Genomic DNA, 23,402 nt, shown 5'->3' with positions numbered 1-23,402 from the left:
GCACATGGCATTAGAAAAAATTGACGATATTTATCAACGCGCCGCTGCTCGCAAAGGTGGCGCAGCCAATCTCAACATCTTACTCGGGCCTGGTAATGAAGATCGCTTATTAGCCGCCATACCTGACGACCGCTTTTTAGCCGAGTTCAGTAAAAAAGTATTTCAATCGGGTTTTGTTTGGCACCCATAAGTTTTAAGGAATCTATTAATACGTATAAGTAATTTGAAATATTGACACATCCGAGTTAACTAACTATATCTTTAATTAGCCACATATAATTAATTGAGTTGGGAAGTTCATGTCTATAGTCAAAATTTTAATTCCTAAATTTCATGTCTACACACCTACGACAATAAAACCAAAAGCTCCTGCATTTTCCTTAAAAGCTCCCAAAATAAAATACTTCTCCGTTAAAGCTGAAGATTTTGAAAATCCGGCATTTTACCATTTCCCATTATTGTTATTACCTGACCACTCTTTATGGAATTATGCTAACAATTACCTTTTATATAAACTTGAATCAATAGATCCTCCACATTCAACTACATTATGTAGTATTGCTGACTCAATTAAATATTTTGGCAATTACTGTTTAGACAACGAAATTGATTATTTAATTTGTACCCGCAAATCAAACTCCCCGCTTAGGCGTTACCGACGACACCTTACAGATAAAATAATGAAGAATGAGCTAGCAGGATCTACCGCAAAATCTCATATGTCTAACCTTGTAAATTTCTATCGATATTTACTCCACAGTGAAGATGTAAAATTTGAATTTCCTCCCTGGAGGGATCAAGAAGCTAAAATTTTGATTTCAGATACCGGTCGAGGGAGTTATATAAAAACGGTTAATACATCAGACGTTTCACAAGCCATAAAAGGAGGTATATCCACAGCAAGAAAACATGAATATTCTACTTACGAAGGCCGTATTATTGATGGTGGAGAGTTACGCCCATTGAATTATGATGAACAAATTATTTTGATAACAGCACTAAAAGAACTAAATCATCCTGAAATGATCTTGATTTTTTTAATTGGCTTATGGTACCGGTGCAAGATTACAAACAATCTTAACCCTCAGACGTGAAAATTTTCAGTATGTGCCTGAGGAATCCATGACTGAAGTTGTGGTGTACGCGGGAAGATACAACAAAAATGGAAATGGTTTAGTTGATAGTAAAGGAGATAAAAGTATAACTATTTACTTTCCTATCGAACTATATAAAAAAATTCAACTTTACTTAAATTCAGAACGAGCACTTAAACGCAGTCAAAAAAGTGTACATCGACCTGAAAATATTGATCTTCAATACCTTTTTCTCTCTCAACAAGGAAATCCTTTTTATTTATCAAAATCAGACACCAATGCTAAATTTTATCGGCAGCTACCATCAGGACAAGCCGTAACAACATTCGTATGTGAGCGGTTAAAACCTAAATTAGCTGAATTGGGTTTCACTGCTAGCTTCAAGTTCCACGATACGCGCGCTACCTTTGGAATGAATATTGTGAATCATGGATTAGAGCAGGTAAATACAAAAGATAATGCTGGTGGATCTATTAATTTATTGTTTCGCTTCGTCAAAGTGAGGATGTGTCACAACGACCTTAAAACAACACAGCAATACCTCGACTTCAACTCAAACATGAAAATTGTCAAAGAGGCTAAGTTGGGTTGGGAAAAGCACTTAACATCATTGTTGGCGGTAGCTTAATGTCTGAATATCAATTAATAAAAGAAGTCATATACACTGTAGATGAATTATTAAAATTTTTTGAATTAGAAGAAAACCCTAAAGTTTTTGATCGTGTGGATAATATTATTATTCAATTTCCCAAACAACGTTTTCACCTTGGAATAATATGCTATAACAACGTCAAATTAAAATATGATAAAAAATTTAAAAAATTATACGCTATCATAGATTCCTTAGACATTGAAAAAGTGAAAATCACTAAGCTATTACTCCAGCATATTAATGACCTACTTATAGATGGAATACGACCTATTACTATCAATGGTCGAATAAAGGTTATTCTGAACTTTATAGAGCACCTTAAAATTAATAATATTGAATTAAAGTTAAATCGAACATCCTTTCAAAGCGCAATAGTAAATTACAGTCAACACTTACTCCATCAAATTAAAATATATGATAAAGAATTGAGAGTTGGGCTAAAAACAAACACTGCGCATAACTATCAAAAATGGGTACTATCATTCGCAGTATTTATTTTAAATGCCGACCCCTTTGAACTATTAAACAGCGACATGTTCATAGTATCTAACGATGCTGAACGTATTCCTACTCAAGCATTATCAATTGAAGAACAAAGTGTAGAATTCAACCAATATACAACTCTATTTAGACGCTTTAGTTCCATCGTTCTAAATCATGAAATGTTTCCACTTAAATTTGAATTATATAATATTACCTATTGGATTACCCCAATAGGTAATATTGCGCATAAAGATAACAAAAAATTAAAAAAACCGGGTATTTTCAACTTCAAGGAAGGGCGAGAATATAGTCTTGATGAAATTATTTCAACAAAGCGCTATAAAAATACAAGTAAACGAAACCAAGCAATAAAGCTATTTCGACAAAATAAAGACAAAGCAAATATCTATAACTCTGCAGCTCGCTTACGGATTGCACTTCATGCCTGTAGAGCTTATTTTATGCATTTTTTATTTTTAACAGGAGAAAATGATAGTACCGCCGCAAGTTTATTATTTAATATAAATTATGTGATAGAAAATAGTGAAGTAAATTTTAAAAGTATTAAATGGCGAGCAAATGGCATTCCTGTTAAATATGACATTCAATCTGAATTTATTGACGATTTTAAAACATACCTCCGTTTACGAAGCTTTCTACTTAAACATTATAATGAAAATCATAACGAACTATTTTTTGACCTATTCAATAATCAATTAATAGCAGCCCGCATTGATGGAACATATAGTAGCCATATTCGTATCAGTATTTCACGTATATTTAGTGAAAATAGCTTTGTAGCCACCAGCAAAAAAATTCGCGTTACCAAGGGGCTATGGATCAGAAGAAGGCATGGGAGTTCACTGACCACTTATATACTGCAACACAGTAAACAATCATCAAATTCCAGCTATACAAGCCCCCCCCTAGAGAGCCATGATGAATTAACCGATTATTTCAATGAGTTAAACAATCAACTAATAGTATCTAATGGAAGTGAAAAAAATACACCTAGCGGTAAGTGTATAGAACCACACCTACCTAATACGATATCAGAGATAAAATTAATCGATACAGTTACCATTAATTGTAATGATCAAACAACTTGCCTTTTTTGTAGTAAATACAGAATTCATGGTGATGCAGAGGATATTAGAAAGCTTTTATCTATGAAGTATCTAATAATTCAAAGTGAATATTTAGCTGCTTCAGTAGAGCACTTTAAGAATATATACGAATTGACATTAACTCACATTGAGTTTCTTCTTGACCAAATTAAAGCACTAGGAAAAGAACAAGCAAAGTTAATTATTGATATAAATCAACAGGTATTTGAAAATGAAGAACTTTCTGATTATTGGTATCGAAAATTAGAGTTGTTAAATGAATTAGGAATCTTATAAATGGCCTATGAAACTAAATTATTAGAATATCCAGCGTTAGCTCCGTTTAATAAAAACAATAAAATAACGCCTGATATTTACTATAAAGATACAACTAAAGTTATATACCCAAGTGATGATTTTGTTATTTCTCGAGATTTAACGGGAGAAATACTAAGCCGATATGGTGATCTATCTTATGAACTTAAACCATATAGCACCACTAAGAATGGAAAAACGAAAATTCCTTTCGATACAATAGAAGGAAGAAACTATCAATACGAAGCTCGTTGGTTATGGTTTATATGTTATCGTTTCGGCAAAGGAAAAAACAAAAACAACTACACCGTGGGTATTCTATATAGTCGTTTTATTGGGTTTATTAAACCATTATGTCAATTTTCTAAGATTCACAACACATCAGCTATAAAAGTATTAGAAACAAAGGCACTGCTTGCTAAATTTATACATGAAAATGATACCGCCATGTTTAATAAGCAAGTATTACCAACATTAAACTTATATCACTCTTTAAAAGACATTATTGGTTTTAGTGTTGCTCTTAATGATGAAGTAATTAACCTTTTAAATAAGAGAAGCCAAAAAGTAGCCTCTAATAAAAATCAGACTGAAATAATACCACCTAGACTTTATGGTCTTTGGTTGAACGAGGCATGGTCTATTATTGATGAATTTGAAAAACACTCGATAAATATAAAAAACCTAATTTTTCAGTTAATTAAAGAAAATCCATATCATAGAAATAATTATACTAGGGATATGCGTAGCAATGCTTGGCAGTCTTGGATACGTGATTTTAAATTAACACAATTAGCTAATTCAAGAAACTTCTCGACCAATCGCCGTACGTTTCATTTATATTTATCAGACGTAATGTTGATTTGTAAGGGATTAATTCATTTTTATAGTGGCATGAGAGATGATGAAGTTTTATCTCTTAATTATCACTGTTTACAGCTTGATAAGGTTAACAACAGAAAAAAAGCAAGATTACTTGGAAATACGACAAAATATATAGGCAGTAACAAGCCAGCTCAATGGGTAACTACTGTCGATATAGAAAGAACTATTATAGTGTTACAAACAATTGTTGAACCACTATCAACTCTCATTAATGTCACTGTAAATCCTAAGATTTTAAAAGGTGAAACACCTTGCCCACTATTTTTATCTCCTAATTACATACAATCAAAAGAATATAGAAAGCGTCATCCTTCAGGGAAAACAAAAATATGGAATGGAAACTCTTCATCATTTTCAAATAACAGCCTTTTTAACAAGGACCTAATGAAAATTACAGAAGAAGACATCCAATACCTTGAAAAATTTGAACCTGAACGTAACTGGCGTCAATCTGAATACGCTGTTGGCAAAATATGGCACTTAAAAACACATCAATTTCGTCGTAGTTTAGCGGTATATTCAGCCCAAAGTGGTTTAGTTTCAATCGGCTCACTCCAAGCACAATTAAAACATTTATGCCAAGAAGTCACTTTTTATTATGGAAACAATGCCGAAAGAGCCGCAAACATATTTGATATTGAAAGTAAAAATCATATGGCTCACCAATTCATTAAAGAAAAGCCTATAGCAGACTACACCGCTTGGGTTTGGCAAATATTGTTTAGTGACGAGAAACTTGGTGGCATAAACGGAAGAATCATAGAACGAACTATCAAAGGCAACACTCCTGAAGCAAGAGTGATAATTCGTCAAGATAGAAAAAAAACTATTAAACAATTTAAAGATGGTCAACGCGCATATACCGACACTCCGCTTGGTGGCTGTGAAACAATAACACCTTGTGACAAAAAGCTCATGCATAGCTTAACAGCTTGCATAGACTGTAATAGAGCCGATTTAAAACCCAGTAAAGTGAGTAGAACTATTGATAGCATGACTATTTTTGTCAATAGCTTACCCCCTGATTCTGTCGAGTTTAGAACTGAGCGCAGCGAACTAGACAAGCTAATGGCATTAAAAGCAAGAATGGAGAAAGATTAATGCAACATGATGATTATTATCGCGCACTAGAAAGGTTAAGCACAAACAAGCCAGAGATCCTTTCAAAAGGTACTTATAAGATTAATAAGGACACAGTAGCATTAGAAGCGGGCCGTAAACGAGGTACAATTAAACCATCTCGTAGCCAGTTCGAAGACCTTATTTCTAAAATCGAAGAAGTTGCTGAACAGTATAATAATAAGGACGTTAATAAGCTAAAAAAAGCCGAGGCGCTTGCTGCTCGATTTAAATCTGAACGCGATGAATTCCGTGAACATTACCATGCCGCACTCAACAGAGAGGCGATGCTTGTTCGGACATTAAGCAACTTAGAAAAACAAGTGAACAAACTTGAAGCTGAACGAAAAGTTATCCATATCAAAAAGTAATTTAATCCCAAAGCTCCCAAGAGCCATACTCAAGCTTTGGATTACTTGGGGGTTCTAGGGATTTTCCCCTCTAAAGTAACATAAATCGCCACAACCCTCGCAGTTAATGGCTTGTGGAGCTGGGTTACCTTTCATTTTGGGGTTCTAGGGATTTTCCCCTCTAAAGTAACATAAATCGCCACAACCCTCGCAGTTAATGGCTTGTGGAGCTGGGTTACCTTTCATTTTAGACTTCATTTTCAACAATAGGCCTAGTTATTTCCTGTAAATCAGGTAGTTTGCGGTTACTAGCGAACTGATAAGTGCCGCTCAGATTAATGTTCTGCCATGCAACGGGTGATACTTGTCGAGTTATTGCTGCTTTTTCCTCGTCACCAACTTCTTCAAAGTGCAGTAATAGATGACTTAGGATCATCGAGTTAAAGTAGATAATAGCATTTGCCGTCAAACGGGCACACTCGTTCCAGACGACTATTTCTGATTCGTTTTTTCCACGGAACTGGTCACGATTGACCGATGCAATAGCTCGCCTGAGGAAATGCCAGGCTTCGCCTCGGTTCAGTGCTCGTTGAACATATTGGCGCAGACTTGCATCATCAATATAATCAAGTAAATATTGGGCTTTGATGAGCCTATTATATTCCGTTAATGCTTGTAATATAGGGTGTCTAGATGGATAACCAGATAATTTGCGTACTAGCAATGCCTGTGTTGTGCGTTTTTCTTGAAGGGATAACACAATACGCTGAATATCCTGCCAGCCTTCTTCAATCACATTCATTTTTATCGGCTTTTTCAGCGCCAGATGCGTGTTTCCGTCGTCGCTTTCAGTTACGTTAAATAGGTCATTGATCACACTGGTGAACTGAGCATACCTAGGCGCAAAACTATAACCGCATAAATCCAATAAGGCATAATTAACATGATTAACACCATGCGTACTGAAAAATCCATGGCATACGGACATATTAATATGCAATGATATCAATTAGATATTGGTTTACGATATGTCTACACATTGTTCGCAATATACGGACATATTACGGTTGTTATGCCCGTATATTGCGAACATTATTTTTGCCAATTTCATTTAAAAATGACTTTTCTAAATCGGATAAGCGTTTTATCAACATTAATTCTCGGTTCAGTGATTGGTGGTACAGGTTTTTATAATGTTCTTTTTCTGACTTTAGCTTATCTAAGTTAGCTTTAGAGTCTTCTTCAGGTTTACTTTGAATGCTTGCAGCTAATTCAATTTCTTCAATAAGATTTGCGAATTGAGGACGTGATTTTTTGATTGAACTTCGTTTACGACCAGCTTCCAAGGCAACTGTATCTTTAGAGATACGAGTTCCTTTGGGTAAAACAACCGGTGTATTATTTTTTAATCGCTCTAAAGCAGACATGTAGTTATCTACGGCTCCCATTAAATCATCCTCCTTTAACCATTTTATTTTGTTGTAATAGCAGTGCTTCTAGTTCCATTTTTTCGGTTCTATATTCAATACTATTTCTATCGAGCGATTCTACAAAGTTACGTTGATAATTTATTACATTTTGTACTTTTGATGGTTTTAAAACAGCATCAGTGCATTTTATACAAGCAGATATATTACCAAGTAACTTTTGATTACAGGGAGAAGTCGTAGTACATGCCCCTAACGCTGTCTCTTTATAAGCCAACCCACCATTTTTGAACTTTTTAACAATATCACCTCGATTCGTGAGGATTTTTACTTTTTGCTGTTCATTCTTTGGTTTGTTAAACCGCTCAATATGATTGCCATGACTCCCATGTAAATCCTCTTCAGAAAACAATAATTCCAACACGTATGCAAGCGTATCTACTTCTGGTTTGCTTCTATCATATTCATTGTAGAAATGCTCATTGGTATCAAATAGCTCACTGTACTCGTTTCCATGAGCATAATATAAGGACATTTCACGGGTGATATGCTTGAGTTGTCGTTTTAATGTCGAGAGTTTTACCAGTCCACTTTGACGACAGTAATAAGCAAGAGTTCGCCTAAATTGGTGCGAAGAAAAAGACCACCTTTCTCCAATTTTAAACTGATCTTCCATTCTCCATGCTCGAGAGCAATCAATTATTTCAAGGAAGTTCAGATCATCATTGTTAATTTCTATTTCTTTAATATTAATAAAGCGCCATAACGTTGAGCTTGTATGGCTGTGTGGTAAACAAGTTGTTGAACTTCTTTTTGCCCCAACAAAACCTAAATAGCTTGGAGATGGAAATAGAATAAGCTCTTCAGCAGAGAAATCATGATCGTGGGTTACAAGTTTTGCGATAGATTGTAGTACTTCAACAATAGTTTCACTTTCTTTTGATGTGATCCATGCGGTTGTTTTTCGTTGACCAACAAGCTTACTTGTTTTTCCCAACAGTCGAACTATATTTCCATGTTTTGATTTTTCTATAGATAAGCAATTCAACATTAAGCTAAGTAACTCACTATATCTCATGCCTGAATAAGCATGTAGTAAATATCTTCCTGCATCTTGGATTGCTAGGATATAGCCATGAATATTTGTAAGACTCTTAATGCCCAATTTATCAACTTCACTGGTTAAACCATGAAATTCAACAGCTTCTGAGAAGTTGAGCTCAATACCATATTTTTTAATATTTTTAGGTTTTTGCCTTCGTCCATATCTTTTGTTCTCAACACATTTTTCAATGAGTGATATAAGAGGCGCTTGTATTTTTTTAAAGGAAAATATCAATGACCAAAGCTCAGATAAAAAACCGCTAAATATACGTGGAGGGATGACAGGGTGTTGCTTATGTTCTGGAATAGTCTCTCGTAGCGCTCGAATATCAGTGATAACCTTTAAACCTAATGTAGGAATACCTGTTTGTTTTTCACCTAGTTCGAATAAATGTCCCAAAAAAGCGATAAAGTAAGTCAATAAACTACCAGTATTAATCTTAGACTTTATAAATTTAGTAACATTTTGTTCTGATGCTAAAACCTCAGTGACAGTTAAACTTTCTTCACTCGCGTAATGACATAGTTTTTTAATTACTTTGTGGTAGTTAGATAAAGTCCCAACGGTGAGGGCTCCTGCTCGTCCCGTTGAAACAAGATATATCATTATGAAAGTTAGCCATTTTGCTTCATCCACCATTTGATATGGAATGTTATTCCAAAACAATTTTGTATCTTGTGAGGCCGCTGTCCGGTATGGAGTTAAATCCCAATAAGTAGCGTCACCATAGGTTGATAGCACTACTCCGTCACTATTTCGTGAGATAACGAAAGTTTGAGAGGGGCAAGTTATATTTTTAGAGTTAAGTTGAAAACTGTCAGGTTTAGTTTGGTCAACCGCCGTTTCAAATCTAGATTCGTAAAGTAATTGATAAGACTCATTCATTTAATGAGCTCCAAGTTAATGAGTAACTGGTATTTCCTGTCCCAGTATGGAGAAAGTATTTCTTGCTCTGACACTTCCGAGCATATTCTATCAACAAGCAGTTTTAATTTTTTATTCTGGCTTCTAAGTGACATTAATATTTCATCTATACGAGTAAGCAATTTACCAAAGTAGTTTTCAAAATGTGTTTCACTGCTTGCCAGTTGACGAGACTCAACAGAGATATAACGGAAGCTAACTAATTTTCTGATGTCTTCTTCATCTGCAATTATTCTATAGTGGGAACAATTTAAGCAACCAGAAGGGGCTGAACAATTCGGTAAAACATTATTTTTAGCGTCAATGACTTTTGGATCTTGGAATTGTTGGCACTGACCTATAGGAACGGAGGTATACTGAGATTTTTTGTCGCTAGACGTATTAAATTGAATAGTGGAAAGGCTATCGTAGAATTTTGACATTTCGTTTGCGCTTTCAATTTCAGACCCCGTTGTATAATGTTTTAACACTGTACGCTCGCTATTCTGTAACATCATAGCGGTGGTTTTAGAATCTGTTTTGGTGATTAACCAATCGGCTTTGTGAGCTCTCCATTCTCGCGCTGTTATCGTTGGTATATCGATACCTATATTATTCCTTAACTTTTGATTGAAATTGGTAGTAAACCCCTTTGATAAAGGCTTGTGATTGATAATTGAAGCATCAAAACCAAAAAATAATAAGGAACTATCTTCCACAAGTAAATATTTTCGAAGTTTTAAGTACTTTTTAAAGAGTGGTAAAAATGAACTGGTCACGATGAAGTGCTGCGATTTGTTTCCAGCTCTGAGTTTAATCGCACGGTAACCTTGGTGTTCTTTTCCAACGCTATAATCTTCAGACCAATTAAGTGTTATCAATTGTGCTAAATTCATTGCGGTATTCGATATGAATAACATGGTAAAAGCGTCACTTGCAAGGTAAGCAAGACGTCTACGATAATAGTGATTATTGTCAGCATTTACCTTGGCTAAAACCTTTTGGGATGATTTCATAATGTACCTAGAGGCATCTCTCTTTTGTTTTTTATCTCCACTGTAGAATTTTTCAATGTTTTTTACTTTAGACAAGCAACCGTTTTCATAATCCCACGACCAAAAACCTATAGCCCATTCATTACGGTTTTTTAATTTCGACTTAGTGGCCATAGGGCGAGTTGTTGGAAATACCCACAGAGTTTCTTCAGGCAAAGTCAATTGAAACGGGTACTTTTCAAAGCTAAGAACAAAGTCAGTTATTTGATTAAAAAGGCTTAAATATAGTTCAATAGACTGATGGGCCTTTGAATGACCAGGAACTGGGGTAGCTATTGTTGCAGTTTCACTCTTTCTTATAATACGAAGCCCCGCACTAATGACTCCTTCATCGTCATCAAAAATGAATTTTAATATTTCAATAATATGGTTTTGATAGCGAGCAGCGGTATTTATGTTGAGTTGACTACTTCGTGTTAAATGAAAAAGAGTAATGATATATTCTGCCAAGCTTTTTCTTGCTGTCATGATCGTGTTCAATACATCTTCTTGCTGGTTAGAATCACACCAAACTAAAAACTGATTGAAGCTACTAGTATATCGATGAAGAGTTTTTGGCGTTATGCCTGTGCTATATCGACTATGCAAATATTCCACAAAGCCTTTTATAGCGCTAATACGGCACTTTTTGAATGAACTGACATTAACTAAGCTTGTAGCATAGTCTGCATGATTTGAATTGGCATGTTTTGGTTTTCTCTTTGTATAGCACCAGGAACCGACATCTACGTATTTGACTTGCCAAGGTACTTTTATTTGTAACTGTGAATAATCAAATGGATAAATATTGTCATCAAAATTAAGTGGGATATTTTCAAGTTCATATACAATAGTTTTTCGTTCTGTCCATCGAGTATTATTTTCCTTCATAATTATCACCTATTTGCATAAGGTGCTTTTCAAAATCAGATTGAACAGTAAGTGCAATAGAAAAGTCTTTTCTAAAGGTCAGATACCGCTCAGTTGTAGCAATACTTGAATGACCTAGTCTTTTTTGAACGATCATTAGGGCTGACCATAAAGCATCACCACTCAATAACTTTTTCCCTGAAATATTATTAGAAGATTTAATTTTATCTTCTAGCAAGTTCATACCAAAAGTGGCTCTGAGATCATGAAATCTAATGCTAAATATGTGGCCTTTGCTAGTGAGCTCAGGTATAAGTTGCTGTCGTATAAATGCGTTTACAGATATTCCTCGAGGAGGATGACGATAAAGGGTTAAGAATGGATCTGAGTTTGCCATATAATAAGGTCGTCCGCCTTTAGTTAAAAATGCATATTGATGGTTATCAGATTCATAAACTAGCTTAGATAATTGATTTCTTGTTTTGGCACGCTTTGAACCAAGATATAACTGAATACGCCTATATAGCCACGCAGGTATATGTAGAACAATATTTTTTCCATACTTTGTATCAATTAAGGTACCGTTTCCAGTATTTATTTTCACGACTTCTAAGGTATCAGGTATCTTAGCCTCAAAATGGCAATATCTTAATGTGAAAACTGTTTGAAGCCTGGCACCGGTTGTTAAGGCAAGCATAAATGACAAAGTCATTTCTGAATTGCCAATGTTTCTTAATGCCTCGATTAACTGGTATTGCTCGTTTGTAGCAAGAGGCCTTAGTTTTCCACCGTCTTGTATGTACTCTTCATAATCAGAGTTATTGTTCGTTTGTTTAAAAGATAAATCCGTGGATATTTGTTTTTTACTGAGTGAAAAGCCTTTATGATCTTTAAAGTTAATAAAAACTTCTTTCTCTCTCCACAATGGATAATCAAATGTTACTCCTGCACAGGTTTTAAGCCATCGGTAGAATGTTTGTACTGTTCCCATTCTGCGTTTAGCTGTACTAGGTTTTATTTCCCCATTTCTTATTAACTCATGAAGGTAGGCACAGAATCGATAGGTTGGTCTTGCCATTATTCGTTTAGGGACGGATAAATAGTCAACTTCTTCAGTATCTAACCATCTTTTAAACATAACTAAATCAACAGATTTAGATTCTAATGTTTTTGGAGAAACACGTTTAACCGATTTTAAACTATCCAGCAAAAATAAATTAGCCTGCTCCCAAAGGCTTCCGTCTGAATTAAGTATCATAGGAAAATGATTGTAATGATCTAAATGAAAGTCATCATTTTGCTGAATTTGATACTTATATTTTTCTTTAGTTTTTGGACATGTATTAGAAATTATTTCACCATCAACACAGTAACTAGTAGGCTCAAATAATTTTAAGTGAGTTATAACTTCAAATTTAGCTTTAGACATTTCGATATCTATTTAGATTATGAATAATGATTTATAGAAATCTAAAGTAACTCAATAAGAATGTTTTTACAGGAAAATATGTCCGTATTTTAGTATATTTACATCTGTAGAATATTGCAGTTATATATACAGTACATGGGTGTCGGTTGAGAGGACATCTGGCTTAAGATCACTAGTATTAGATTGTAGTAAGTCGTAAATATAATGGGACTCATGCTCATTAGATCCTATGATACGGGCATTTAACGCACTATGATTGGCAACTAACGTCATGGCCGTAATACCTTTGTTGGTGCCGAAGTATTTCGAGGAGTAGCGAGTTTTAAAAGTCTCAAGGTGAGTTTCAAATTTTTGCCCATCGGTACTGGCGTGCAGGACGTCTTCTTGGATGTGATAGTGGCGGAAAATAGGGAGTGCCGCTACTGCGTTATTGATGATATCACTAGCCTCTTGCAAGGTTTCAGGCCTAATATAATTAGCTTGTATAGTGCTTAGATGCTCATAACTGCGATCAGATATTTGTGCCATCCCATATACGCCGCGATGTGTCGCATTCGCAATTAGAATAGCCAATAAATCATCCTGATTGGCGCCTACTTGTTTTTGTATTGGCAGCACGTGTGCGAAGCATTGCATAAAGTTGGTTTCTTGTTCAACATAACGCAACACATCAGCAATACTGACGGGGATCATTTGTTTAAAGAAAGGGTTGTTGACAAGTGATTGGGAGCCTTTAACTGGCAGTCGCCATCGTGTGCCACTTCGGCTCTTCATGATCACATTGCGGTTATCACCATTATCAATGTGACGAGCAACATCTTCTAGGGATGTTGTTAAGCGTATTTGTTTTACTTGCAGTAGCTTCTGAATCGGCTGCTTTAGCTTTTCCAATGTTGATGATGCCAATAGATCAGGCTGTATTGACGATGCAATTAAGTCGTCTTCTAGCGCACGATATTTAGTGACGTTTGATAAGTAAATTCGACCATTAAGCCGAGAAGCCAGTTGACGGTAAAGCAACCATTCGTATCGCTGTGGATGAACAACATCCTTGTTAATTAACCATGGACGATGTTTTTGTTGGATAAGTGTACTATCCATTGTTTGCAATGTATTACCTGCTAATAGTTCTGTTTTTGTGGTTTTGAGCTGGGTCACTAATGCTTCTGAGCCTTTACCTGCTTGGCATTCAAGACATAGAAACACGGGCCTTAATAACTGCTCAATTAACCCGTTTTGATCATCATAATATTGCCATTGATATTCTTCTACCGTGCGTTTTTGCTTTTTTAAGTACAGGCATAGCGTTTCTATATCTTGGTTATTCATTACACTTAATGCTTGTTGCCTAACCGTTGCAAATGGTTGATTATCGTCGATACTGTCATCAACAAACAGATGCAGTAATTCTGCGGCTTTGGTGACATTGTCTGCAGCTGACCTCCATGAGTCAAACACTGCCTGTTGGGCAAACGCATGCGCAGCTTCTTGTTGTTTACGGATATGATGAATAAACCCATCAGCCAATCGCTCTAGGCTTTGCCGTATGCGTTGAGTCAGAAAACACAGCAACCATAGGTGTTGCTGTGGACGCTTAAAGCGTTTTAGTTTACTGCCATAATAATCCACCATTTCACCGAAGTGTTGTTGGTTTTTAGACGATAAGGCTAAGCCCTTAACAGCATTATCAATCTGTCTTGTATAAGGCTGTAACTGATGATACACCGTCAGTTCTTTTTTTAGCTCTGTCACCATAACGCTTTTTGCACCGGCTCGAAGCTGGCTTAAGGAGAGCCCATCTTTGTCATCGATAATAGTATTTAGAAATCCGTGTAGTTCAGATGAAACATGAATACGAAGCTTATTATTTAACGCCTTCTTGACCTGTTGGATAACACGACTGATAAGCTTTTGTAAGACAGTATATTTAGGGATGGCAATTCTATGCGTTGCTAGATATTCAGCGGCTGCATCGAATAGATAACGAGGCTCAAGCCAAGCTTTGCCGACCATAACAAGATGTTCGTACAGCGGCGCAAAGTGCAGACTTTCGTCCCATTTCTGATAGTTTAATAACCTCAGTATTCTTTGATATATACGGTCACGCTGCATCTTATTAATGCTGAAAGGCCTGATCCCTTTGCCTCCTTGAACTTGCGTTGAAATAAACTGCATATCGTCAAAGATGAGGTTAAAGCTAGGTGAAAGAATCACAGGCTTAGACTTAAAATACCCTAATAACGCAATGAAATAGCATCGGTGGTTCCTTAGGCGAATACTTTTCAACTCTGTTAACTCGATCTCGTTTGGCGTAAAATACAATCGTTGTTGTTCAAGTGATAATAGCGGCGGAGAATATAGATCAAGCTGCTCAGCTTTGGTAAGAATTGATAGTTCGTTTTTTATAGCCATAGGAATTAAATTAAGTTTAAGGGGTTGTTAACCTCATAATTTGCCATACTTTGGAGAAGTAACCCACCTTTGTATGCCTTTAAATATGGTGAGTATGGCGATTTATGTTACTTTAGAGGGGAAAATCCCTAGAACCCCCACTAGCTAATAGCAAAGGTATAGCACCCGCAATAAACGCCAGAGATGTCATAAGAATCGGACGTAAACGCAAGCGAGCAGACTCAAGCACGGCCGCCAATGGTGATAGTCCTTCACTCTCCTTGGTTCGGGCAAACTCCACGATTAAGATTGCATTTTTCGCGGCCAGCCCCACCAAAACAACAAAACCAATCTGAGTAAAGATATTGTTATCACCATTAGAAATCCAGACTCCCCCAATTGCAGAAAATAGCGCCATCGGCGCAATCAGCAATACAGCAAATGGCAAAGACCAACTGTTATATTGTGCCGCCAAGATAAGGAAAGCAAAGAAAACAGCTAGAGGGAAGATATACAGTGCTGAATTACCCGCCAATTTTTCCTGATAAGTAAGGTCAGTCCATTCATATGCCATCCCTTCAGGTAAACTTTCCTTAACTATTTTCTCAATAGCATCAGTTGCCTGTCCCGAAGAATAACCTGGTGCTGTACCACCTGTAATATCTGCAGATGGGTACCCGTTATATCGCATCACACGGTCAGGTCCAGAAGTTCGCTTAATATTTATCAGAGCTGATAAAGGAATCATGTCACCTGCTGAGTTTCGCACCTTAAGCAACCCGATATCTTCTGCTTGCATACGGAATGGCGCATCGGCTTGGGTAATGACTCGATACGTCCGACCAAACCTATTAAAATCATTTACATAAAGCGATCCAAGATTCACCTGTAAAGTATCAAATATATCTGTTAGCGCAACCCCCTGAGATTTTGCTTTCACACGATCAATATCTACCTGAATCTGAGGCGAGTTAGTTTCAAAACTGGCCATCATCCCTGCCAACTCTGGAGTTTGCATAGCTTTAGCCATGATGACGTCCTGCACACGAGCAAGCTCTTCAAAACCTAATCCGGCCCGGTCTTCAATTTGAAGTTTAAATCCTCCCATACTCCCTAAACCAGGAACAGGTGGTGGGGGGAATATACCCACGAAACCATCAGGAATTTGACTAAATTTCCCCATCAGACTACCAGCAATAGCCTGAGCAGATAATGATGGATTTCGACGTTCTTTAAAAGGTTTCAACATAGTAAACATTAATGCTGAATTTGGCATGTTAGGGCCGTTTACCGATAAGCCAGGGAATGCAATCACACTTTCAACTCCAGGCTGAGATAAAGCAATCCTGGACATTTCCTTAACTACAGCTTCGGTTCGGTCGAGTGAAGCGCCGGAAGGAAGCTGAGCAATGCCAACAAGGTAATATTTATCCTGAGCAGGCACAAAACCACCAGGAACCTGTTTGAAGCCCAGGAAGGTCAGTGCCAGAAAACCAGCATACAGAATGAGTACAATTGTACTTCCGCGAACGATACGTCGAATCGTCCCAACATAGGAATTCGACAGGCTATCAAAGAAACGGTTAAAACGACGGAAAAAAGATCCGAAAAAACGATCCATTACACGAGTCAACAAATCTTGCTTCTCTATACCTTGATGTGGTTTCAGTAGTACGGAAGCTAATGCCGGAGACAATGTTAAGGAGTTGATAGCCGATAAAATCGTTGAGATAGCAATCGTCAATGCAAATTGACGATAGAATTCGCCCTGAAGCCCCGAGAGGAATGCTGATGGAATAAACACAGCTGCCAGTACTGAGGTAATAGCCAGAATTGGCCCCGTTACCTCGTCCATTGCTTTTCTTGCGGCGTCTTTTGGTGAGAGTCCTTTTGCAATATGGCGCTCAACGTTCTCAACCACAACGATTGCATCATCAACAACAATACCAATTGAAAGAACCAGACCAAATAAAGATAGCGTATTGAGTGAGAACCCAAATACATCCATTAATGCAAACGTACCCACTAATGAAATAGGCACTGCGATCAATGGGATGATTGATGCTCTCCATGTTTGCAAAAATAGCATCACGACCAGCACAACTAATATTGTGGCCTCTAATAAAGTCGTCGTGACAGATTTCAGGGAAGCACTAACAAACACGGTCGGATCATAAGCGATACTGTACTGAATACCTTCCGGAAACCTTACTTTCAGGCGTTCCATTGTTGACCTTACCGATGCAGACACCTCAAGTGCATTGGCGCCCGGGGTCATAACAATCTGCATACCCACTGCATTTTTATTATTTAGTAAACTCCTCATGGAGTAGTTATCTGAACCGAGTTCAAGACGAGCCACATCACGCAAGCGCGTAATTTGTCCGTCATCTCCGGTTTTAATAACTATATCGCCGAACTGTTCCTCAGTAGTTAGGCGCCCTAAGGCATTCACAGTGACCTGGAATGATGACGATGCATTAGGTTGCTGTCCGACAGAGCCAGCCGCTACCTGAACGTTTTGTTCTTTAATCGCAGCAGTGACATCACTTGATGTTAACCCTCTGGAAGCCACTTTATTAGGATCTAACCATACTCGCATGGCATATTCCCCTTCACCTCCCAGCGCTATGCTTGCGACACCTGGTAAGCGTGAAAGCTCATCACGTACGTTTAACATTGCATAGTTAGAAACATAAAGTGGATCATAACGCTCATCAGGAGAGAACAAATGCACCACCATAAGAATATCCGGCGAGGTTTTTTCAGTCACAACCCCTATTTGCTGGACTTCCGTTGGTAGCCGAGGCAAAGCCCGTGATACCCGATTCTGAACCTGAATTTGCGCAATATCGGGGTCAGTTCCCTGTCTGAAAGAGATGGTTAAAATCATTCGGCCGTCAGAAGCAGTTTGAGAACTCATGTAAAGCATGCCTTCAACCCCATTGATGGCTTGCTCAAGCGGGGCGGCAACAGTATCTGCTATTACATTGGGGTTTGCTCCGGGGTAGCTTGCCGTTACCTGAACGGTTGGCGGTGTTACGGACGGATATTCACTGAGAGGAAGTTGAAAAAACGCTAAAGAACCCGCTATCAGCATAAAAACTGATAAGACAATTGCAAATATGGGGCGCTGGATGAAGAAATGAGGAAATTTCATTTACTACCTCCCTCATTTTTGCCATTCGATTTTTTAGATGCACCTTCAGGCTGCCTCTCAGGTACGCTCAACAGCGTTTGCATCGATACGATGTCTGGCGTAACGGCCATCCCCGGTCGTACGAGCCCTTTTATGATAATTTTTTCCCCGGCCTTCAGACCGTCGCTGATAACACGTAATCCATCGACCATTGGCCCCAACACTATCGGGCGATACTGCGCCTTATTATTGGCATCAACAACAAGGACATACTTATTGCCCTGATCTGTGCCTACGGCTTGATCGTTTACCAAAATTACTTTTTGCTCACTACCAGTGCCTAACTGAACTCTGGCAAATGCTCCAGGAGTAAGAAGACCATCAGCATTCGGGATAATAGCCCGGACACGAACAGTGCCGGTATTACGATCAATTTGGTTGCCAACAAAATCAAGCGCCCCCCCGTGCGGATACCCCTTCTCATTTGCCAGACCTATATGTACGGGTAATTTTTCGTTGCTACGTCCGACAACATCAGGCCGAGCCTTACTGACAGTATTGAGATATGTCGCTTCATCAATATCAAAATAAACATATAAAGGGTCGGACGAAACGATTGTTGTCAATAGAGTCGCGGCCCCCCCCTGGCTGCTGCTAACCAAGTTACCTTCAGTTACTAAAATCCGATCGATACGGCCATCAATTGGCGCAGTCACACGCGAGTATGACAAATCCAGCTTTGCTTGCGTATTCCGGCGAAGTTGAACGGCTATTCTGATTGAACGTGAACACCTTGCTCCCTAACGCAAGCTTACTTTAACTGTTATCTCCTAAGTGTTCACGTTCGATGTTTTCCCCTGTGTGTTTGCGCATTGATTCTCCCTTCAGTTCCAGCCGATGACTGTTGTGCATCAAGCGGTCTAAGATCGCATCTGCTAACGTGTTATCTCCTATTGCCGCATACCACTGCTCTGTCGGCAGTTGGCTTATCAGTACTGTCGATGTCACGCCTGACCGATCATCCATTATTTCCATCAAGTCATTGCGTTGGCCTGGTTTCAGCACCTCTAGACCCCAGTCGTCTAAAATCAACAACTGCGTCTTAGCCAACTGGGTCAGCAACTTCTGATAACTGCCATCCGCCTTGGCTTGTGTCAGCTCCAACAACAAACGTGACGTTCTAAAAATACCTCACGCTTTGACCCTGATGGCAAGCATGTCGCCCAAGCGCACACGCCAAATAGGTTTTGCCGGTGCCGCAGGGACCGGTGATGAGCAAGTTCTGCGCCCGCGTTAACCATTCCCCTTGGCTCCAGTTGGGCGATCTGCGCTCGCTTAAGATTACGGTGTTGCTGGTAATCTATCTCCTGAAGCGTCGCCTGAAGCCTAAAACCTGCTTGGCGCACCAAGCGGGTCTGTTTGCGGTTCTCTCGTTGTAAATGCTCCTGCGTTACCAGCAGTCCCAGTCGTTCCAAGAACGGAAGCTCGGCATAGGTACCGGGCTGCTGTAACTGGGTTTCTAACGCTGTAGCCATGCCGCTTAGGCGCAGCTCGTGCAGTTGGTTTAGGGTTTGAACTGTCATCTGTGGCTCCTTTAGTGGAAGTTCTTCCGGACCACGGATATTCTCGTGATCTTGTGGTAATTCGATGGTTAATTCTTGCTGGTGAGGTAACTGATCACGGTTGCTTTGCAGTACCGATTTCAGTTGCTTAAGGCGATTCAGCCCCTCTCGATTGGCGATAGCACATGCCGCATTCAGACGCGTTGCGGGATAGCTGCGCGTCAAATTGAGCAGCCCTAAGGAGACCTTATAGGCTTGCTCTGGATGGGCCTTCTCTTCAAGACGGTCACTGACCCAACGCAGCACTTCCGGCCCCGTATCTTTAGCCCATTGCTTCAACCGTCCTGGCGTCCAGCGTTGCTGTTTGCTATGCCGCTCCGGCATGTGGGCCGGTGTTGTGGTCATACCCGGACGGTATTTGCGAGGATGTGCGGCAATTAACGTCTGACGGAAGTAGAGCTGTATCAGCGTATCGCCAGCATGTAGCTCCAACTGCTCACCCACATATTGATGCGGGACAGAGTAATGATGCTGTTGATAAGCCACATGGTAATCGATACCCACCTTCACCGTTTTGATGTCGGTATAGCGATAAGGTTGTAGTGGTAGCGGCTTGAGCACTGGCTTATCTAGCCGATTAAATGCCTCCAAACGATTTCCTGGTAATTGCTTGAAGGGGCGCAGGTTCAAATCATCCAGCAACATCCGGATGCATTGGTTTAACTCTGCCAGTGAGAAGAAGGTGTAATGCCGCAGTCTGGCTAAAATCCAGCGTTCCACAATCTGCACAGCCACTTCAGCCTTGGCTTTATCCTTAGGTTTGTAAGGCCTTGCTGGGATAACTGCGACTTGATAATGCTCCGCTAACTGTTGGTAGCTGGGATTGAGTTCCGGATCATAACGACAGGTTTTACTGACGGCGCTGCGCAAGTTATCTGGCACCACTATCGCAGGTGTGCCACCGAAGTATTCAAACATGCGCACATGGCTTTGTAGCCAGTCTGGTAAGGATTGCGAGTGTGTTGCTTCAGCATAGGTGTAGTTAGACGCGCCGAGCACCCCCACAAAAATCTGAGCGGTAGTGACTTCTCCAGTGAGGGCATTAACCAGCGGTACGGTGGGGCCGCAGTAATCAACAAAACACTTCTCTCCGGCTTGGTGCAGTTGTCGCATCGAACGCTTCTGCTTTCCATGCCACTGCATATAGAGCGAGCAATACTGCGAGTAGCTGTAACAACTGTTTGGATGGCGTTGTGTGTATTCCTCCCACAACAGTTGCTTGGAGACACCTTTTTTCTTGAGTTCTTGATGGACCTCAGTCCAATCAGGCAGTTGAAAACGTGCGGACGGCTTAGTATCCGCAGCGGGATAAAATAACTGAGCAAGATGTTGGTCATCCATCTCGTCTGGTAATGGCCACGAGAGCCCGATGGCCTCAGCCTCAGTGATGAGTTGTTTGACTTTGCCGAGGCTCACTTTGGTGCCTCGATGTATTTGCCGGTAGGACAAGCCAGCTTGCCACCGAAGTCGAAGTACTTCACGAATTTTACGCATTGCAATTCTCTCTGCTGGCATCACTGGTCCTCGTAAAAAGTCCAGCTTACCAAAATTATTAAATACAATGCGTTAGGGAGGATTCTGACGGAACGTGAACACCGATTCTGGCAAGATGAACACCTATACCGGCAATATGAACACCGATTCTGGAAATGATGGTCAAAGTGTTCAGATTGAAATCAGTATGGGTGTTCACGTTCAATCAGTAGAGGTGTTCACGTTCCGTCAGAATGAGTGTTCATGATCGGCCGGAATACGCATTGCTGCTTCGACTGCAGCCTTCGATACCTGAACCTGTGCAACGCGGGCATTTTTCTCAGAAGATGCATCATCATAGTCTTTACGCGAAACAGCACCTCCGTTTACCAGACGGCTAATACGCTCGTAATTGCGGCTTGCCTGGAACGCCTGAGCTTCTGCCTGTCGTAATTGCGCTTGTGCACTATCAAGCACAACCTGGTAGGGCCGCGGATCGATTTGAAATAACATCTGTCCTTTCTGAACCAGACTTCCCTCCGGCACCGTAACAGATTCGATTGCCCCTCCTACCCTGGGGCGTAGCTCCACTGTTTTAATAGCCGCTAAAGAACCGGTAAATTCAGCAGAAGGTATAATATTCCGTGATACGGCAACAGCCACGGGTACCTGTGGACCTGCAGGCGCATTTGCAGTTTTTTTTTGCGTTTCGCTTGCATCATCATTTGCAAGTACCACTTCTGTATTGGCTGTCACTGCAACTGCCATCAGCAATATCCCAACTTTCATTTTCATCATAACGATCCTTTCATTCACCAAAACTCTTCGGCCAGTCCGAAGTTGGCGTCTGTAGTAATACCAATTGTCTTAAAAGTTTGATCTAATAGTGGTATTCATATTCGAGTGATTTTGATATGCATACAGCCGACGACTTTAAACAATTAGCAAAGCAAACCTCCAACGGGCAACTGCGAACCCGCTATCTAGCTTTGTATCATTTCAAGAATGGGGAAACACGAACCCAGATAGCAACTTACCTTGGGGTTGCCAGAGGCAGTGTTAATACCTGGGTATCCAACTATCTGGCGCACGGACTTGAAGGTCTGCAATCCAAACCTAGTCCGGGTAGACCCTGTCAGCTCTCCGTCTCCCAGCGAGAACAGATCGCACATTTTATCAAAGAAAATGCGGTTAAAAAGGAGGGGGGGCGTTTGATTGCACAGGATGTACGACAATACATTAGCGACACCTTCCAAATCGATTATCAGTTGCGAAACGTATACCGCATCATGGATGCGCTCGGTTTCAGTTGGATAACCAGTCGCTCTAAACACCCTAAACAATCACAACAAACCCAGGACACTTTTAAAAAATTTCCTGCTGGAAACGATCCTTCACACTCCCGGTCATCTTCCTCTGGATCGCGTTGACGTCTGGTTTCAAGACGAAGCACGATTCGGTCAGCAAAATCAGACGTCCAGAATATGGGCAGCCAAGGGCAGCAGGCCAAGAGTAGTAAAGCAACAGCAATTCGATTATGGCTATGTCTTTGGGGCGGTGTGTCCGAGCAATGGTAATACTCAGGCGCTTATCAGCCCTCTTGTGAATAAAGAGGTGATGAAGCAGCATCTGAAATTAATAAGTGAAGCGACAGAGCCTGGGCGTCATGCCGTTGTTGTAATGGATGGCGCGGGCTGGCATACGATCGATACGGCCAGCCCATTTACCAATGTCAGTCTGTTAAAACTCCCACCTTATTCTCCGGAGCTGAACCCGATGGAGCAAGTATGGCAATGGTTACGGCAACGTTGCTTATCAAACCGCGTATTTCGAGGTTACGAAGAAATAGTGGAACAGGTCTCTCGCGCTTGGAATACATTCATTGCGGATGTTGAACGAGTCAAAAATCTCTGTTGGAGAGAGTGGATAAAGTTGGTCAATTAATTAATGCAATTGGTATAATTTCTTACAGGCTAAAGCTTGTAGTAACTGGAAGGTCAAGGGG

Annotated in this window: 14 protein-coding genes and 4 pseudogenes; 7 read left to right on the top strand and 11 right to left on the bottom strand. The window is 39.7% G+C overall.

The genetic code is table 11. From position 1 onward, the window contains the following. Positions 1-4: 4 nt before the first annotated feature. From FGD67_RS12055 to FGD67_RS12030, 6 genes are all read left to right on the top strand, one after another. Positions 5-190 carry a hypothetical protein gene (locus FGD67_RS12055; protein ID WP_257171409.1) on the top strand — a complete coding sequence of 62 codons (186 nt, stop codon included), beginning with the start codon at positions 5-7 and terminating at the stop codon, positions 188-190. 109 nt (positions 191-299) lie between these two features. Next, positions 300-1,094: a hypothetical protein gene (locus FGD67_RS12050; RefSeq protein WP_257171408.1), complete on the top strand. Its 795-nt coding sequence runs from the start codon at positions 300-302 to the stop codon at positions 1,092-1,094. Between the two features lie 28 nt (positions 1,095-1,122). Next, positions 1,123-1,722, top strand: a complete 600-nt coding sequence (locus FGD67_RS12045) for a site-specific integrase (protein WP_257171407.1) — start codon at positions 1,123-1,125, stop codon at positions 1,720-1,722. Continuing rightward, positions 1,683-3,632 (top strand): hypothetical protein, encoded by a 1,950-nt coding sequence (locus FGD67_RS12040; RefSeq protein WP_257171406.1) that lies wholly within the window; start codon positions 1,683-1,685, stop codon positions 3,630-3,632. Before FGD67_RS12045 ends, FGD67_RS12040 begins: the two co-directional genes overlap by 40 nt. Further along, complete coding sequence (locus tag FGD67_RS12035) at positions 3,633-5,636, top strand: hypothetical protein (RefSeq protein WP_257171405.1); 2,004 nt, start codon at positions 3,633-3,635, stop codon at positions 5,634-5,636. Continuing rightward, entirely contained in the window at positions 5,636-6,025 is a 390-nt protein-coding gene (locus FGD67_RS12030; RefSeq protein WP_257171404.1) for a hypothetical protein, read from the top strand. Before FGD67_RS12035 ends, FGD67_RS12030 begins: the two co-directional genes overlap by 1 nt. 226 nt (positions 6,026-6,251) lie before the next feature. Here the strand turns inward: FGD67_RS12030 and FGD67_RS12025 are convergent. The 11 genes and pseudogenes from FGD67_RS12025 to FGD67_RS11975 form a co-directional block, all read right to left on the bottom strand. Further along, positions 6,252-6,965, bottom strand: a pseudogene (locus FGD67_RS12025) (Tn3 family transposase); the annotation flags it as partial. Between the two features lie 109 nt (positions 6,966-7,074). Beyond that, the gene (locus FGD67_RS12020; protein WP_257171403.1) at positions 7,075-7,452 is read right to left on the bottom strand and encodes a hypothetical protein; all 378 of its coding nucleotides are present in this window, start codon (positions 7,450-7,452) and stop codon (positions 7,075-7,077) included. A 4-nt stretch (positions 7,453-7,456) separates the two neighbouring features. Beyond that, positions 7,457-9,421, bottom strand: coding sequence for a hypothetical protein (locus tag FGD67_RS12015; protein ID WP_257171402.1), 1,965 nt, complete (start codon positions 9,419-9,421; stop codon positions 7,457-7,459). Then, positions 9,418-11,364, bottom strand: coding sequence for a hypothetical protein (locus FGD67_RS12010; protein WP_257171401.1), 1,947 nt, complete (start codon positions 11,362-11,364; stop codon positions 9,418-9,420). Before FGD67_RS12010 ends, FGD67_RS12015 begins: the two co-directional genes overlap by 4 nt. Beyond that, entirely contained in the window at positions 11,351-12,772 is a 1,422-nt protein-coding gene (locus FGD67_RS12005) for a site-specific integrase (protein ID WP_165745002.1), read from the bottom strand. Before FGD67_RS12005 ends, FGD67_RS12010 begins: the two co-directional genes overlap by 14 nt. 135 nt (positions 12,773-12,907) lie before the next feature. Next, positions 12,908-15,184: pseudogene (locus FGD67_RS12000) on the bottom strand (Tn3-like element ISKox2 family transposase); the annotation flags it as partial. A 112-nt stretch (positions 15,185-15,296) separates the two neighbouring features. Then, positions 15,297-18,323, bottom strand: a complete 3,027-nt coding sequence (locus FGD67_RS11995; protein ID WP_306556746.1) for an efflux RND transporter permease subunit — start codon at positions 18,321-18,323, stop codon at positions 15,297-15,299. Continuing rightward, positions 18,320-19,039, bottom strand: a complete 720-nt coding sequence (locus FGD67_RS11990) for an efflux RND transporter periplasmic adaptor subunit (protein ID WP_257175107.1) — start codon at positions 19,037-19,039, stop codon at positions 18,320-18,322. Before FGD67_RS11990 ends, FGD67_RS11995 begins: the two co-directional genes overlap by 4 nt. A gap of 79 nt (positions 19,040-19,118) precedes the next feature. Further along, positions 19,119-19,885, bottom strand: a pseudogene (gene istB, locus FGD67_RS11985) (IS21-like element helper ATPase IstB). 24 nt (positions 19,886-19,909) lie between these two features. Then, positions 19,910-21,439 (bottom strand): annotated as a pseudogene (gene istA, locus FGD67_RS11980) (IS21 family transposase); the annotation flags it as partial. A gap of 207 nt (positions 21,440-21,646) precedes the next feature. Continuing rightward, a complete protein-coding gene (locus FGD67_RS11975; RefSeq protein WP_257171400.1) occupies positions 21,647-22,195 on the bottom strand; it encodes an efflux RND transporter periplasmic adaptor subunit in 549 nt (182 codons plus the stop codon). 116 nt (positions 22,196-22,311) lie between these two features. Here FGD67_RS11975 and FGD67_RS11970 point away from each other — a divergent pair. After that, a protein-coding gene (locus tag FGD67_RS11970; RefSeq protein WP_161789755.1) for an IS630 family transposase occupies positions 22,312-23,341 on the top strand; the annotation gives its coding sequence in 2 pieces (ribosomal slippage) (positions 22,312-22,766 and positions 22,765-23,341; 1,032 coding nt in all). Positions 23,342-23,402 lie beyond the last annotated feature (61 nt).

This window comes from Colwellia sp. M166 (assembly GCF_024585285.1).
Taxonomy (GTDB): domain Bacteria; phylum Pseudomonadota; class Gammaproteobacteria; order Enterobacterales; family Alteromonadaceae; genus Cognaticolwellia.
This window is presented reverse-complemented; position numbering and strand designations above follow the sequence as displayed.